16 protein-coding genes and 4 pseudogenes are annotated in these 14544 nt (G+C 69.9%); 11 read left to right on the forward strand and 9 right to left on the reverse strand.

The features are described 5' to 3' along the window. Window positions 1–52: 52 nt before the first annotated feature. The 5 genes and pseudogenes from L2X98_RS07255 to L2X98_RS07270 all read left to right on the forward strand — a co-directional run bounded on the left by L2X98_RS07255 (window position 53) and on the right by L2X98_RS07270 (window position 3442). Window positions 53–766 (forward strand): TIM barrel protein, encoded by a 714-nt coding sequence (locus tag L2X98_RS07255; protein WP_259612822.1) that lies wholly within the window; start codon window positions 53–55, stop codon window positions 764–766. Further along, window positions 759–1655: pseudogene (locus tag L2X98_RS20390) on the forward strand (FAD-dependent oxidoreductase); the annotation flags it as partial. The gene L2X98_RS07255 and the pseudogene L2X98_RS20390, both read left to right, overlap by 8 nt. Next, window positions 1643–2527, forward strand: coding sequence for an FAD-binding protein (locus L2X98_RS20395; protein ID WP_354003012.1), 885 nt, complete (start codon window positions 1643–1645; stop codon window positions 2525–2527). The pseudogene L2X98_RS20390 and the gene L2X98_RS20395, both read left to right, overlap by 13 nt. Continuing rightward, window positions 2499–2657 (forward strand): annotated as a pseudogene (locus L2X98_RS22170) (helix-turn-helix domain-containing protein); the annotation flags it as partial. The gene L2X98_RS20395 and the pseudogene L2X98_RS22170, both read left to right, overlap by 29 nt. 86 nt (window positions 2658–2743) lie before the next feature. After that, window positions 2744–3442, forward strand: coding sequence for a LysR family substrate-binding domain-containing protein (locus L2X98_RS07270; protein WP_259612823.1), 699 nt, complete (start codon window positions 2744–2746; stop codon window positions 3440–3442). Here L2X98_RS07270 and L2X98_RS07275 read toward each other — a convergent pair. Beyond that, window positions 3436–4176, reverse strand: a complete 741-nt coding sequence (locus tag L2X98_RS07275) for an SDR family NAD(P)-dependent oxidoreductase (RefSeq protein ID WP_259612824.1) — start codon at window positions 4174–4176, stop codon at window positions 3436–3438. The genes L2X98_RS07270 and L2X98_RS07275 overlap by 7 nt on opposite strands. Window positions 4177–4315: 139 nt before the next feature. On the opposite strand from L2X98_RS07275, the gene L2X98_RS07280 reads away from it, so the two are divergent. The 6 genes and pseudogenes from L2X98_RS07280 (at window position 4316) to L2X98_RS07300 (ending at window position 8320) form a co-directional block, all read left to right on the forward strand. Then, entirely contained in the window at window positions 4316–4612 is a 297-nt protein-coding gene (locus L2X98_RS07280; RefSeq protein WP_259612825.1) for a YciI family protein, read from the forward strand. 5 nt (window positions 4613–4617) lie between these two features. Further along, window positions 4618–4998, forward strand: a pseudogene (locus tag L2X98_RS20400) (alcohol dehydrogenase catalytic domain-containing protein); the annotation flags it as partial. A gap of 136 nt (window positions 4999–5134) precedes the next feature. Then, window positions 5135–5674: a zinc-binding dehydrogenase gene (locus tag L2X98_RS07285; protein ID WP_259613226.1), complete on the forward strand. Its 540-nt coding sequence runs from the start codon at window positions 5135–5137 to the stop codon at window positions 5672–5674. Beyond that, the gene (locus L2X98_RS07290) at window positions 5671–6603 is read left to right on the forward strand and encodes an FAD-dependent oxidoreductase (RefSeq protein ID WP_290427319.1); all 933 of its coding nucleotides are present in this window, start codon (window positions 5671–5673) and stop codon (window positions 6601–6603) included. Before L2X98_RS07285 ends, L2X98_RS07290 begins: the two co-directional genes overlap by 4 nt. A 161-nt stretch (window positions 6604–6764) precedes the next feature. Next, on the forward strand, window positions 6765–7295 hold the full coding sequence (locus L2X98_RS07295) for an FAD-binding protein (RefSeq protein ID WP_259613228.1): 531 nt from the start codon (window positions 6765–6767) through the stop codon (window positions 7293–7295). Further along, on the forward strand, window positions 7292–8320 hold the full coding sequence (locus tag L2X98_RS07300; RefSeq protein ID WP_259612826.1) for a Gfo/Idh/MocA family protein: 1029 nt from the start codon (window positions 7292–7294) through the stop codon (window positions 8318–8320). The genes L2X98_RS07295 and L2X98_RS07300 overlap by 4 nt, the downstream gene beginning before the upstream one ends. Before the next feature lie 14 nt (window positions 8321–8334). Here L2X98_RS07300 and aroQ read toward each other — a convergent pair whose 3' ends face one another. The 8 genes and pseudogenes from aroQ to L2X98_RS07335 form a co-directional block, all read right to left on the reverse strand. Further along, complete coding sequence (gene aroQ / locus L2X98_RS07305) at window positions 8335–8778, reverse strand: type II 3-dehydroquinate dehydratase (protein WP_354002952.1); 444 nt, start codon at window positions 8776–8778, stop codon at window positions 8335–8337. 16 nt (window positions 8779–8794) lie between these two features. Next, window positions 8795–9379 carry a shikimate dehydrogenase gene (locus tag L2X98_RS07310; protein ID WP_354002953.1) on the reverse strand — a complete coding sequence of 195 codons (585 nt, stop codon included), beginning with the start codon at window positions 9377–9379 and terminating at the stop codon, window positions 8795–8797. Window positions 9380–9455: 76 nt separating this feature from the next. Then, window positions 9456–9674: pseudogene (locus L2X98_RS20405) on the reverse strand (hypothetical protein); the annotation flags it as partial. A gap of 11 nt (window positions 9675–9685) precedes the next feature. Next, complete coding sequence (locus tag L2X98_RS07315; protein ID WP_259612827.1) at window positions 9686–10450, reverse strand: ABC transporter ATP-binding protein; 765 nt, start codon at window positions 10448–10450, stop codon at window positions 9686–9688. Next, a complete protein-coding gene (locus L2X98_RS07320) occupies window positions 10447–10740 on the reverse strand; it encodes an ABC transporter ATP-binding protein C-terminal domain-containing protein (protein ID WP_259612828.1) in 294 nt (97 codons plus the stop codon). The genes L2X98_RS07315 and L2X98_RS07320 overlap by 4 nt, the downstream gene beginning before the upstream one ends. Then, window positions 10713–12299, reverse strand: a complete 1587-nt coding sequence (locus tag L2X98_RS07325) for a branched-chain amino acid ABC transporter ATP-binding protein/permease (protein WP_259612829.1) — start codon at window positions 12297–12299, stop codon at window positions 10713–10715. The genes L2X98_RS07320 and L2X98_RS07325 overlap by 28 nt, the downstream gene beginning before the upstream one ends. Then, the gene (locus L2X98_RS07330; RefSeq protein WP_259612830.1) at window positions 12296–13165 is read right to left on the reverse strand and encodes a branched-chain amino acid ABC transporter permease; all 870 of its coding nucleotides are present in this window, start codon (window positions 13163–13165) and stop codon (window positions 12296–12298) included. The genes L2X98_RS07325 and L2X98_RS07330 overlap by 4 nt, the downstream gene beginning before the upstream one ends. A gap of 116 nt (window positions 13166–13281) precedes the next feature. Continuing rightward, window positions 13282–14445: an ABC transporter substrate-binding protein gene (locus L2X98_RS07335; protein ID WP_259612831.1), complete on the reverse strand. Its 1164-nt coding sequence runs from the start codon at window positions 14443–14445 to the stop codon at window positions 13282–13284. Between the last annotated feature and the right edge of the window lie 99 nt (window positions 14446–14544).

Here is a 14544-nt window from a genome sequence, read left to right on the forward strand (position 1 = left end):
CTTCGTCGGCATCCGCGTCCGTGCGGTCAGCGCCGAGGAGTCCCTGCCGGCCATGCATCCCGGTTCGCCCGTCCTGCTCGAGACCATCGCGCGGCTGCGCGACACGGGCGTGGTGGTCCGCGACGTCGAGTTTCTGCCGATCACCGCCGAGACCGGGCCAGACGACTGGAATCCCGCGCTGGAGACCGGTGCGCTGCTGGGGGCCGGCGTGCTCACCGTCGCCGGGGCGGATGCGGATCGGTCGCGCCTGGTCGACACGCTCGCACGCCTCACCGTCGATGCTGCCCAGTTCGGAATCCGCCCCGCCCTGGAAGCAATCTCGTATCAGGTGGTCAGCCGGGTGGACGACGCGGCCGCGATCGCCCGCGCGACCGGGGCCGCCCTCATGCTGGATCCGCTGCACATCCAGCGCGGCGGGTCGAGCATCGATGACGTCGCGGCGCTCGACCCCGATCTCATCCCGGTGCTCGAGCTGTGCGACGCGCCGCTCCGGCTGGCCGACGACGGCCCGGGCAGCGCCGACGCGCGGCAGTACGAAGCGCGGAAGAACAGGCTGCTCATCGGCGACGGCGCGCTGCCCTTGGCGGCCCTGCTGGCCGCCGCGCCCGCCGGCACGCCGGTGAGCCTGGAGATCCCCAATGAGCGCCTGCAGGCCGAACTGAGCCCGACCGAGTTCCTCGCCCGCAACGCGCACGCCGCCCGCGAGCTCATCGCCCACGTCGACGGCGGCCAGGCCGCCGACCCGGGAGGCACGACGGATGTCTGAGCCGACGATTCCCGTGCCGACGATTCCCGAGACGGCCGTTCCCGAGCCCACCTGGGAGCGCAGCGTCGACCTCCTCGTGCTCGGCACCGGCGCCGCCGGCCTGTCGGCGGCCACCACCGCGGCCGCCCGGGGGCTGGACGCCCTGGTGCTGGAGAAGACCGAGTACCTCGGCGGGACGACCGCCTACTCGGCGGGTACCTGCTGGATCCCCGGGCACCGCCATCAGCGCGCGCTCGGCATGACCGGGGAGCGCGCCGCCGCCGAGCGATACCTCGATCTGATCGTGGGCGAGCGCGCGCCGCGGGAGCTGCGGGAGACGTATCTGGACCGCGGGCCGGAGATGATCGACTTCTTCGACGGGCTCGGCGTGCGCTTCTGGCACTCCGCATCGGTCATCGACTACCACCCCGAAGTGGACGGCGCAGGGATCGGGCGGGCGCTCGAGCCCGAGACGTTCGACGGACGGCGGCTCGGACCCGAGGACTTCCGCCGCGTGCGCTGGCCGGTGCCCGAGTTCTCGCTGTTCGGCGGGACGCTCATGGTGCGGCGCGCCGAGGTCAACCGGCTGCTGGAGCTGTTCCGCGGCTCGCCGCGGGCGGCCGCGCTCGCGCTGCGACTCGGCATCCGCTGGTTCTTCGACCGACTGCGCTATCCCCGCGGGACGCGCCTGGCCATGGGCAACGCCCTGGTCGCGCACCTCTTCTTCGTGTTGAAGCAGCGGGGCGGGCAGGTGCTGTTCAACAGCACGGTCAAAGAGCTCATCACAGACGGCGGGCAGGTCGTCGGCGCCGTCGTGGAGTCGCACGGCCGCGAGCTGCGGGTGCAGACCCGACGCGGCGTCGTGCTGGCCGGCGGTGGATTCTCGGCCAGCCGCACCTGGCGCGAGCAGCATCTCCCCAGCCGACGCCGCAGTTCACCCGCGCCGCCGAGGGTGCGACCGGCGACACCCTGGATCTCGGCGTCGCCGCCGGGGGGACCCTGGGCCCGGACCACGGCGACAACGCCCTGTGGTTCCCCAGCTCGATCGGTCGGCGACGGGACGGGTCGCTGATGGTCTTCCCCCACATCTGGGACCGCGCCAAGCCCGGGATCGTCGCCGTCACCCGGGCGGGCCGCCGCTTCGTGGACGAATCGGTGTCGTACGATCAGTTCGTGCGCGCGATGTACGCAACCGACGCCGACGCCGAGGCTGGCGCCGCGAGCATCCCGGCCTGGCTGATCATCGACTCCGCCTCGCTGCGCGCGTACGGCCTCGGCATGATCCGGCCGCACACCCCGCGCCCCTTCCTGACGAAGTACGTGCGCGACGGGTACATCCATCGGGCCGGCAGCATCCGATCCCTTGCGACGCGCATCGGCGTCGACGCCGACGGACTGGTGAGCACGGTCGCGACGGCCAACCGCGCCGCGATCACCGGCGTGGACGAGGAGTTCGCGAAGGGCACGAGCACGTTCGGTCGCCAGTACGGTGATCCCCGGCACACCCCCAACGTCAACCTGGGACCGATCCGATCCGCTCCCTTTTATGCGCTCCCCGTCGTGCCCACGCCCTTGGGCACCGCCCTCGGCCTGCGCACCGACAGCCGTGCCCGCGTGCTCGACGCCGACGGCTCGCCCATCCCGGGGCTGTACGCCGCCGGCAACGACGCCGACTCGCCGATGGGGGCCGAGTACCCCGGCGCCGGGTGTCAGGTCGGCGCCGGCATGACCTTCGGGTATGTTGCGGGCATGGATGCCGCCGGGCGACCGGTGGACGATTAGGGGCGCTGTGGAAGCACGTTGGCTGGAGGCGTTCGTCGCCGTCGCCGAGGAACTGCACTTCGGGCGCGCCGCACAGCGCCTGCACATGGCGCAGTCGCCGCTGAGCCAGACGATCCGCCGGCTCGAGACGAGCCTGGGGGTGTCGCTGTTCGACCGCAACACCCGCAGCGTCGTCCTGACGCCGGCCGGGACCGCGCGCTGCCTATGGCCTATCGGGTGCTGCGGGACGTCGCGCTCGCCACCGCCGCCGCCCAGGCGGCGTCCGGTCGGGTGCACGGCACCGTGCGGATCGGGTTCTCCGGCGCCTTCAACCACCTCACCCTGCCCGCCCTGGCCCGCTCCATCCGGCGCGACCTGCCCGACATCGATCTGGAGCTGATCAGTCGGATCAGCACCGGGGAGGGGATCACGAAGCTGCGCAACGGGACCCTCGACATCGCATTCGTCGGGCTGCCGATCGGCGGGGCACCGGCGGTCACATCGCGCCTCATCTCGCGGATGGAGATGGGCGCGGTCGTCCCCGAGGACCATCCACTGGCCGACGAGACGTCGATCAGCGTCTCGCGGCTGGCCGACGACGACTTCCTCTGCATGCCGATGGACGGCTCCTCCGCGATGGCCGACGCGCTGATGCGCTGCTGCGCGGCCGGCGGATTCCGCCCGCGGGTGGTGCAGGAGATCACCGACCCTTACATGCTCCTCACCTTCGTCGCCGCGGGAATGGGGGTCAGCATCGCCGCCAAGGATCTGAACACCATCCTGCCGCGTGGCGCGCGCTGGATTCAGCTGGAAGACGATCCGGTCTACATGGACCACGGGATCGCGTGGATGGCCGAGGACCACTCGGCCGCGGTGGCCGCCGTGCTGGAGCTGTCCCAGACGATCCTGCCGACCCCGGCCGAGAACGCTCAGTAGTCGGCGCGGCCGCCGGACAGGTCGAAGACCTGACCGGTGGTGAAGCTGCTCTGGTCGCTCGCGATCCACGCGACAGTGGCAGCCACTTCGCCGGCGGTCAGGAAGCGCTGCATCGGGATGAGGGCCTGCGTGCGCTCGATGAACTCCGGCGTGAGCTGCGCGAACAGCTCGGTCTCGACCATCACCGGCGCCACCGCGTTCACCGTGACCCCCGATCCGGCGAGCTCCCGGCCGAACGCCTTCGTCATCCCGACCACCCCGTGCTTGGCGGCGACGTAGGCCGCCAGCATCGGCGTCGCCTCCTTGCCCGCGATCGAGGCCACCGTGATGATCCGGCCGTACCCGCGACGCCGCATCTCGGGGACGACGGCCTTGGCCACAAGGAACGCGCCGGTCAGATCGATGTCGACGACCCGACGCCACGCGGCGGCGTCGTACTCCCAGGCGTTCGCGACCGGACCGGTGATACCCGCGCACGAGATCAGCACGTCGACCCGGCCGATCATCCCCACCGTCTCGCGCAGTGCGGCGCGCACCGATTCCTCATCGGTCACATCGACCGCGAGGGACGGTGCCCGCACGTCGCGCCCGGCGGTCTCGGGGGACGCGCGGTCCCAGACCACGACATCTGCTCCGGATGCGGCGAGCAGATCGACGATCTCGCGCCCGATGCCGCCGGCGCCGCCGGTGACGACGGCGTGCATGCCGTCGAAGGAGAACGTCACCTGGGACATGTAGGCAGGCTACCCGTGGATCTAGTGCAGATTCAATAGAATTAATGCTCAACTCAGTCGTTCTGTTTACACATTTCCGATCGATACTGGAAGGAGCCCACGGCTGCCGGCCGCACATCGATCGAGGGAATCATCACCCATGTCGACATTCATCGTCACCTACCACTACGCCGACGACAGCGACGCGCGTCGCACCGAGCATCGACCCGACCACGTCGCGTTCCTGCAGGGGCTGCGCGACGCCGGGGTGCTCTACATGAGCGGCCCGCTCACCCAAGAGCCGCCACGGGCAGTGCTGGTGCTGGAGGATGACGACGTCCCGAGTCTCGAAGCGCGGATGGACGAGGATCCGTTCCACCGCAACGGCCTGATCGCCCGGCGCGAGATCGAGCCCTGGAAGGTGTTCTTCGATCCGCGCCGCCCGGCGGACCGGTGACCGGCATGCTCGCCGCGCGCACCGTCGCCCGGCAGACTCTGTCGTTCGACGAGGTGCCGGTCCCGCAGCGCGGTGCCGGCGACTGCCTGGTCCGGATCCAGGCCGTCAGCCTCTGCGGCACCGATCTGCACATCTTCGAGGACGACTATCCGACCGAGCTGCCGATCGTGCAGGGGCACGAGATCTCCGGAACCGTGATCGAGGCGGATGACCGCGGCCGGTTCGCGATCGGGGACCGGGTGGTGGCCGACCCGCTGGTCTCGTGCGGCGCGTGTCCGGCGTGCCGTTCCGGTCACGCGAACGTCTGCGCGCAGCTGTCCGTCCTCGGCTGCTACCAGGACGGCGGGCTGACCGAGATGTTGAGCGTGCCCGCCGTGCGTCTGCACCGGATCCCCGACGACCTCGCCCTCGGCGTCGCACCGCTGGCCGAGCCGACGTCGATCTCGCTGCAGGCCGTCAGCCGCGCCGCACCGCAGCCAGGCGAGGTCGCCCTCATCTTCGGCTTGCGGCCCCATCGGGCTCCTGGCCGCGCTCGCCCTGTCCGAGGGCGGGGTGACCGTGGTCGCCGCCGACATCGACGAGCATCGCACCGCGCTGGCCGCCGCGTTCGGCGCGACGCAGACGATGCTCGTCGGCCCCGCCTTCCCCGATGCGGCCCAGCGCGAGCTGCTGGCCGGGCTCACCGACGGAGCCGGGCCGCAGATCATCATCGAGGCGACGGGCGCACCGGCCTCGCTGGAGAACGCGATCCGCCTGATCGCCCCCGCGGGCCGCATCGTCCAGGTCGGAATCTCCTCGGGCCGAGCCGCTGTCGCGATCAAGGACCTCACCGACAAAGAGATCGACCTGCGCGGCAGCCGGAACAGTCGCGGCCTGATCCCCGAGGCCCTCGGCCTGCTCCAGCGGCATCCCGATGCCGCCTCGACCCTCATCACCCACCGATTCCCCCTCGCCGACCTGGCCGGAGCGTTCCGCACCATGGCCGATCGCACTGTGCCGACGGGGAAGATCGTGATCGACGTCGCCCGGCCCGAGGGCGCGGTCGAGGGTGTGACCCGGTGAGCGCCCGAATCGAGTCCGGCGTCGATCGGCTGCCCGCGCGGGTCGACGTGCTCGTCCTCGGGTCCGGCGCCGCGGGCCTGGTCGCCGCGCTGCGCGCCGCCGACGCCGGGGCCTCGGTGTGCATCGCCGAGAAGGCGTCGCTGCTCGGCGGCACCACGAGCGTCGGGGGCGGCGTCATGTGGGCGCCCGCGACATCCCGGGCGCGCGCGGGCGGCTTCGACGACTCGGCTGAACAGGCGGTCGCCTACCTGACGGCCGCATCCGGGCACGTGATGGACGACGAGACGATCGAATGGTACGTCCGGACGGCGGCGGAAGCCGTCGACTACCTGCTAACGCAGACGCGCGTGAGCCTGACAGCCCTGGCCCGCCCCGACTACCGCGGCGAGTGGCCCGGAGCGGCCGCCGGCGGACGCAGTCTCGACAACGACCCGTTCGACCCGGCCGACATCCCCGGACTCGCGGACGCGCTGCGGCCGTCGTCCTACTTCCCGCTGCTGACGATGGCCGAACGGGACGAGCTGAACGGCGGCGCGCCCTCCGCGGAGCTGCTGGACGAACGCCGACGGCACGGTGTGCGCACCATGGGCGGAGCGCTCGTCGGCTCCCTCGCGGCCTCCGCGCTGGACCGCGGCATCCCGATCGTCACCGAGGCGCGTGCCGGGTCGCTGCGCCGGAACGGAGAGGAATGGGATGTCGGATTCGACTCCGTCACCGTGGGCGCGCACAGCGTGGTGGTCGCAACCGGCGGATTCGAGTGGAACGCCCGGCTGCGGGACGCCTTCCTCGCGTTCCCGATCACCCCGATCAGCGCCCCATCCAACGAAGGCGACGGCCTGGAGATGGGGCTGACCGCCGGCGCAAGCCGTCGCCGACATGACCGCGATCTGGGGCGTTCCGGTGCTCGCGCCGCCGACTCAGCTGTATGACGGGAAGCCGTCCGGGCGAATGGGGAACGTCGAGATGACCCTGCCTGGATCCATCGTGGTGAACGCGGCCGGCGAGCGCTTCGTCAACGAGGCGCTCGCCTATCAGGACACCACGCGCATGTTCGGCGACACCGACTCGCGGACCGGCCGGCTTGCGCAACGTGCCCGCCTGGCTCGTGTTCGATCAGGCCTTCGCGCAGCGCTACCCCATCGCCGGATCCGGTCCGGGTGCCGCCCCGGACTGGGCCCGGACCGCGGACACCGTCGACGAGCTCGCCGCGGCCTGCGGCATCGACGCCACCGGCCTGCGCTCGACGATCGAACGGTTCAACCGGGATGCGGCCACGGGCCAGGACCCGCAGTTCGGGCGGGGCGAGAGCCCCGAAGACCGCTTCCTAGGCGATGCCGGACACACGCCGAACCCGTGCCTGGCACCGCTCGCAGCGCCGCCGTTTTCGGCCGTGCCGCTGCATCCTGGCGTCCTCGGCACCTCCGGCGGGCTGCGCACGAATGCCGAGGGACAGGTACTGGACTGGACGGCGGCACCGATCCCCGGGCTGTACGCGGCCGGGAACGTGAGTGCGAGCGTCTTCCGCAACACCTACCCGGGCGGCGGCGCGACGATCGGGTCCGCCATCACCCGCGCGTTCACGGCCGGCGCGGCGGCGGCAGTGGACGGGCGGCCCGGATGACGCGCATCGGGCTGATCGGCGCCGGCGCCATCGGCCACACGCACGCGCACACGGTGGCGACCACGGACGGCTTCGAGCTGGCCGGGATCGCCGACCCCACCGATGCGGGCGCCGAGCTGGCCGCACAGTTCGGGACGACCCACCACCGGGACCACCGCGGGCTGTGGGACGACATCCCACCGGATGCGGTGATCATCGCGACGCCGAACGACCTGCACGTCCCGATCGCCCTCGAACTGGTCGCCGCCGCGATCCCGATGCTGGTGGAGAAGCCCATCGCGACCACGGCGGCCAAGGCGCGCACGCTCGTGGCGGCGGCCGAGCGCGCTGGTGTCCCGGTGCTGGTCGGGCACCACCGTCGGTACCACCCGGTGGTGCGGCGCGCGAAGGAGATCATCGCGTCCGGGCGGCTGGGCCGGATCGTCGCCGTGAGCGCCACGGCGTTCGTGAGCAAGCCGGATGAGTACTTCGAGGTCGCCTGGCGGCGCGCCCGCGGAACCGGGGGGCCGTTCCTGATCAACCTCATCCACGAGGTCGATCTGCTGCGCCATCTCGTCGGCGAGATCACGTCGGTCTCGGCGCTGGCATCGTCCGCCACCCGAGGCCTGGAGGTCGAGGACACCGGCGCGGTGATCTTCGGTTTCGACACCGGGGCCGTGGCGAGCCTGGCGATCTCGGATGCCGTCGCCGGGCCGTGGAGCTGGGACCTCACCGCGGGCGACTCGCCGAGATTCCCGACCCATCCGGTGGAATCGCACCGGATCGGCGGGGAGTCCGCATCCCTGACCCTGCCGACGCTGGAGCTCTGGGAGCACGACGGCCCGCGTAGCTGGACCAGTCCCCTGCATGCCGTGCACGACGAGGCCGGGCCGGGCGACCCGTACAAGGCCCAACTGCAGCACCTCGGCGACGTCGTCGCCGGGCGGGCGGTGCCGTTGGTCAGCGCCCACGAGGGCACCCGCGACCTGGAGGTGGTCGAGGCGGTGGCGCGCTCGGCGGCGACCGGACAGGCCGTCGACGTGTGAGCAGGGCCGTGCCGTCAGCCGGCGGTCAGCGTCTTCAGCCGGCGCAGGGCGAGCTCGTAGCCCTGGATGCCGGCGCCCATCACGACGGCCGAGGCCGCCTTCGACACGTATGACAGGTGCCGGAACGGCTCGCGCCGGTGGATGTTGGTCAGGTGGACCTCGATGACTGGGCGCTCCGCGGCCAGGAGCGAGTCCAGGATGGCGATGGACGTCGAGGTGAACCCGGCCGGGTTGATGATGATGCCGTCGGCCTGCGTCCGCGCCTGCTGGATGAGGTCGATGATCACCCCCTCGTGGTTGCTCTGGTGGAACGAGATGTCCAGCCCCAGCTTTTCGGCCGTCTCGGTGCACAGCCGTTCGACATCCTCGATCGTGTCGGTGCCGTAGATGTGCGGCTCCCGCAGCCCCAGAAGGTTGAGGTTTGGCCCGTTGAGGATCATGATCAGCGGTCTGCTCACTGTGGTCTCCTTGTCGTCATCGAGCCGCCACCAGCTCGAGGAAGTGCGTGCGCATCCGCGCGGCATCCGGTCGGATGCCGGTGATCAGGCGCATCCCCTCGACGGACTGGCCGACGTTCATGCGTCCACCGTCCAGGGTCTTCAGTCCCCGCTCTCGGGCGGCGGTCAGCAGTTCGGTCTCGATCGGGAAGTACACGACATCGGCGACCCATGCGCCATCCTTCAACTCGGCGACGTCGAACGGCGCTCCGGGGTGGTTCAGCATCCCGAGCGGGGTCGCATTGATGGCGCCGTCGGCACGGCCCAGTGCCGGAGAGGCGTCCCGCGTGCTCACGGTATCGACCTGCTGGGCCGGGAAGACGTCGCGTAGCCGCTGCGCCAGCTCTTCCACCCGGACGGGATCGATGTCGGCCAGGGTGAGCCGACTCGCGCCGAGCGACAGCATGGCGTAGGCGACGGCAGAGCCGGCCCCTCCTCCGCCGAACTGGACGACATCGTCGAGGGGCAGTCCGGGCAGGCCGTCCAGGATCCCGTCTCGGAATCCCACCCAGTCGGTGTTGTAGCCGATGAACCGCCCGCCGCGGATGATGACCAGGTTCACCGCCCCGAGCCGCTGCGCGTTCCCGATCGATCTCGTCCAGATGGGGGATGACCAGCTGCTTGCACGGGTAGGTGATGTTGACCGCGGAGTAGCCGGCGTCGCGCAGTTCGTCCAACAGGTCGCCGACGCTTTCCGGCGGCAGGCCGCGATCGGCGAGATCGACCAGCGTGTAGGTGTAGTCGAACCCGAGTGCGGCGGCCTCCCGCGTGTGCAGCGCGGGCGAAAGCGACGGGCCGATCCCTCGTCCGATCAGCCCCACGCGGAAGCGCGCCGGGGCCGGGTCCTGCTCGATCATCGACCCTCTCCTCAGATGCCGAGGTAGATCTTGCGCACGCGCGGATCGGTGCGCAGTTCGGCGGCCGATCCCTCGATCTCGATCCGGCCGTTCTCCATCACGTAGCAGTACGTGGTGGCTTCGAACGTGAGCTTCGCGTTCTGCTCCACCAGGAGGATTCCCATGTCGGCCCGGTTCAGCCGCTGCACCACGGCCAGCACCTCGTCGACGAGCTTCGGAGACAGTCCCATCGACGGCTCGTCCAGCACCAGCAGGCGGGGCTTGGACATCAGCGCGCGACCGATCGCCAGCATCTGCTGCTGTCCGCCGGACAGCGCACCGGCCAGGCGGGTGCGCATCTCGCCGAGGACCGGGAACATCTCGTAGATCTCGGTGACCTGCGCCTTCGTCTCGGCGTTCCAGCGCTGGATGTACGCCCCGAGGAGCAGGTTCTTCTCCACGCTCAGGCCGCCGAAGACGTGGCGTCCCTCCGGCACGTAGCCGATCCCCTCACGCACGACCTTGCGCGCGGGGATGCGCTTGAGGTCCACCTCGCCGTACTCGAGCCGCTCCGCCCGTCGGGGCACCAGGCCCAGCACCGCCTTGAGCGTGGAGGTCTTCCCGGCGCCGTTGGCACCGATGATCCCCACGGCCTGGCCGATGTCGACGGAGAAGCTGACGCCCTGCACGGCGGCGACTCCCCCGTAGTTCACGTAGAGCCCCTCGGCGACCAGCTTCGCCGGATTGTGCCCGGAAGACGAGGTCAGCCGATGTGCGGCCGTGTATGCATCGCTCATTCTGCCGTTCCCTCCACCGGAGCGCTCTCGAGCATCTCCTCCTCCAGCTTCGCGTCGTCACCGAGGTAGGCCTCGATGACCTCCGCCGACTTGGCGACCTCCTCGGGGAGCCCGTCGGCGATGACCTTCCCGGTCGACAGCACCGTCACCCGATCGCACATGGACATCACCAGGCCCATGTTGTGCTCGATGATGATCACGGTGACGCCCATGGCACGGACGTCCTTGACGATCGCCTTGAGCTGGTTGACCTCGTCGCCGTTCAGCCCGGCGGCGGGTTCGTCCAGCACGGCAGCTTCGGCTTGGTCGCCATCGCCCGGGCGATCTCGACGCGACGCTGTGCACCGTAGGACAGCTCCGAGGGGACGGCGTCAGCCATCTTCAGGAGACCGTACCGCTCGAGGATCTCATCGGCTTCCTGCCGCATCCGGCGCTCGGACCGCAGCACGAACAGCGGCCGGAAGATGTACCGCCAGCCCCAGCGACTCTTCGTGCGGTCCACGCCCATCTGGACGTTCTCCCGCACCGAAAGCAGCGCGAACAGCCGCAGGTTCTGGAAGGTACGGGCCACGCCGCGCAGCGACAGCCGGTACGACGGTGTGCTCGTCGATCGCTCGCCGAGGATCTCGACGGTGCCGGACGTCGGCGGGTGGATGCCGCTCATGACGTTGAACAGCGTCGTCTTGCCCGACCCGTTGGGTCCGACCAATCCGCGGATCTCTCCCTCGCGCACCCGGATCGATACCCCGTCCAGCGCGCGGAGACCCTTGAAGGCCTTGACGACCTGGGTGACCTCGAGCACGATCGGGGCGCCTTCGGGCGGTCCGTTGACCGCGCCGGGCAGGTCGACCGCGAACGGGACGTAGGGGGCGACACCGAGGCCGCCGGCCTGCTCGCTGGAGCGTCTGCGCCGCCAGAGCTTGATCAGGCGGGCGGGGATGCCGGCGATCCCGGTCGGAAGGAAGACCACGAAGATCACGACCAGCGCGCCGTAGCCGAGTTGCGCGTAGATGGAGAAGTCGGCCAGCCAGGACCGGACGAAGATGAGTCCGACGGCGCCGATGACCACGCCCGGCAGGCTGTGGCGTCCGCCGATGATCACCATGGCCAGGAGCAGGAACATGTTGGCCAGGCTGAACGACTCCGGGGCGACGAAGCGGATGAGTCCGGCGTAGAGCGCGCCGGCGACTCCGCCGTACAGCCCGCCGAATGCGAAGGCGATCATGCGCAGCACCGGGACCCGGGTGCCCATCGCGGCGGCGGCCAGGTCGTCGTCGCGCATCGCGCGCAGTCGGCGGCCGAGTCGGGTGTGGACGATGAACGCCGCGAATGCGATGCCGAGCACCAGGAAGAACAGGCCGAGGTAATAGAAGAGGTAGTCGTCGCCCAGGTCGATCCCGAAGAACGTCGGCGCGGGGACTCCACTCAGCCCTTCGGCCTGGCCGGCCAGTGGCAGGTTTATCACCAGGCTGATGAACGCCAGCGACAGCCCGAGCGTGACGATCGCGAGATAGTGCGACTGCACCCGCAGGGCCGGGATGCCGACCAGCAGAGACACGAGGATCGCCAGGACCACGCCGGCCAGGGCCGCCGGCCAGAACGACCATCCGGCGTGCAGCGTGAGGATTGCGGCCGTGTAGGCGCCGACGCCGAGGAAGGCGACCTGGGCCAGGTCGAACTGGCCGGCGATGCCCATGGACAGGAACAGTCCGATCGCCAGCAGCCCGAAGATCATCGAGACGTTGCTGACGTGGATCGTGTACGGGTCGACCAGGTACGGGAAGATGAGCGCCAGCACCAGCAGGACGAGCAGCGGCGCGCCCAGGGTGGCTGTCTTCTTGAGCGTCATGCGCGGTTCACCGTGCTTTCTCCGAAGATGCCGGTCGGGCGGATGATGACGATCAGGGCGAACGCCACGAACGCCACCAGATCGGCGTAACCCTGTGCCAGCCCGGATGCGAACGCGTAGAGGATGCCGAAGGCGAGACCGCCGACGATGGCGCCCTTGATGTTCCCGAACCCGCCCAGGATCGCGGCGGAGAATCCCATGATCCCCAGGCTCGCTCCGAAGGTCGGGCTCACGTAGAGGACGGGCCCGGCCAGGCCGCCGCCGAGGGCGGCCAGCCCCGAGCCGATCGCGAAGGCGATGGCGTTGCTGCGACCCACGTTGATCCCGAGCGCCGTCGCCTCTTCGTGGTTGATGGCCACGGCCTGCATCGCGATGCCGCTCTTGGTGCGATCCAGGAACAGCCAGAGCACGAAGGCGGCGAGCGCGGCGACGACGACCACCACCAGCTGATAGCGCTGGATGAAGATGCCGAACAGCTCGAACGGTGCGCCGCCGACGGGTGTCGGCACCGCCTCGCCCGTCGTGCCCCACACCAGGATCGCGATGCCCTCGAGCATGATGCCGAACCCGATGGTGCCGATCAGCATCAGGTCGAAGTCCTTGTTCTCGAGCGGGCGCAGGATGCGCTCGATCACCAGGCCGATGACGGCCGTGGCCACGATGGCGATGATGATCGAGACCCAGAACGGGAGCTTGGCGCTGATGTAGAACGTCGCCGCCAGGTAGGCGCCGACCATCAGGATGTCGCCGTGGGCGAAGTTGACCAGACCCATCGTGCGATACACGAGCGAGAAGCCGAGGGCGACGAGCACGTAGATCGCGCCGAGGCCTATCCCTCCGACGAGGGTCTGCAGGATGAACTGCATGCTGTCCTCCAGAGTCCCGCGTCGGTCAACGCTGATCCGACCCGGGTGGTGGTGTGAGAGTGGGGTGGCGACGGATGACGGGGGCGGGATGCCGCGCCCCGTCATCCGTCGGGCGATCAGCTCGCCGGGACGAGGTTGCCGCTCGCGTCGATCTTGCCGATCTGGGTCTCGTGCACGCCGATGCCGTTCGCATCGAAGGCGAAGTGCCCGACCAGGCCGTCGTACGTGATCGACCGGATGGCATCGCTCAGCTTCTGGCCGGTCGCGACGTTGGACTTCTTCAGCGCCTGGATCAGGATCTGCGCGCCGTCGTAGGCCTTGGCACCGTGGAACTCGCCGTCCTCGTTGTACTTCGCCTTGTAGTCGGCGGCGAACTTCTTGGTCTTCTCGTTCGTGTCGTTGCCCAGGTAGGGCGTGCTCACGATCGTGCCCTCGGCGTTGGCGGTGCCGGCGGTCTTGACGTAGACGGGGGTGCCGGCCGGGGCGCCGCCGGCGATGATCGCGTCGATGCCGAGCTGCCGTGCCTGCTTGACGATCAGGCCGGTCTCGACCTCTTCGGTGCCGGTGAACAGCACGTCGGGCTTGGCGTCGCGGATGCGGGTGAGCGCGGAGCTGAAGTCCTTCTGATCTGGGGTGACCACCTGGTCGGCGCTCGGCGAGACTCCGAGGGCCTTGAGCGAGGCCAGGAAGGCATCGTGCTCGCCGGCCCCGTACGCGCCGTTGTTGCTGATCATCGCAATGTTCTTGTAGCCCTTGGTGGTGACCAGGTACTTCGCCAGCGTCTCATCGAATGCGGTGCTGGGCGGGCTGTTCAGGAACACGAACGGGTTGTGGAGCTCGCCGAGCTTCGGCGACTGTCCCGACGTGATCATGGGGATCTTGTTCTCGGCCATGATGGGCGCCATCGCCAGCGCGTCCGCGCTCTCCGCGGTGCCCATCATCGCGATGTTCCCGTCGCCGGCGACCTTCCGGGCGAGGTTCGTGCTGACCGTGGGATCTCCCTGGTCGTCGTACAGGGTGTACTTGATCTGACGGCCGTCGATGCCGCCGGCGTCGTTCAGCTCGTCGAAGGCCATCTTGACGCCCTTGTACTCCCAGTCGCCCAGCGAGCTGAGCTGACCGCTCTGCGCGTTGACGATCGCGACCTTGATCGGGCCGGTGCCACCGCTCTCGGCGGCCCCTTTGTTCTGTCCGGGCGCTGCGCAGCCGGCCAACAGCATTCCCAGTGCCGCCGCTCCCGCGAGCAGCGTCGCCGTCCTCGTGATTCGCCTCTGAACCATGTCTCACCTCTTTGTGCTGGGGAAGCGATCGGGCTCGAGAGCCGGGTCGCCCCGCGTCGGGACATCTGCACGCTCTGGGGTCGAGCGTCCTTCAATTGA

The organism is Microbacterium elymi (assembly GCF_021582895.2).
Classification (GTDB): Bacteria; Actinomycetota; Actinomycetes; order Actinomycetales; family Microbacteriaceae; genus Microbacterium; species Microbacterium humicola.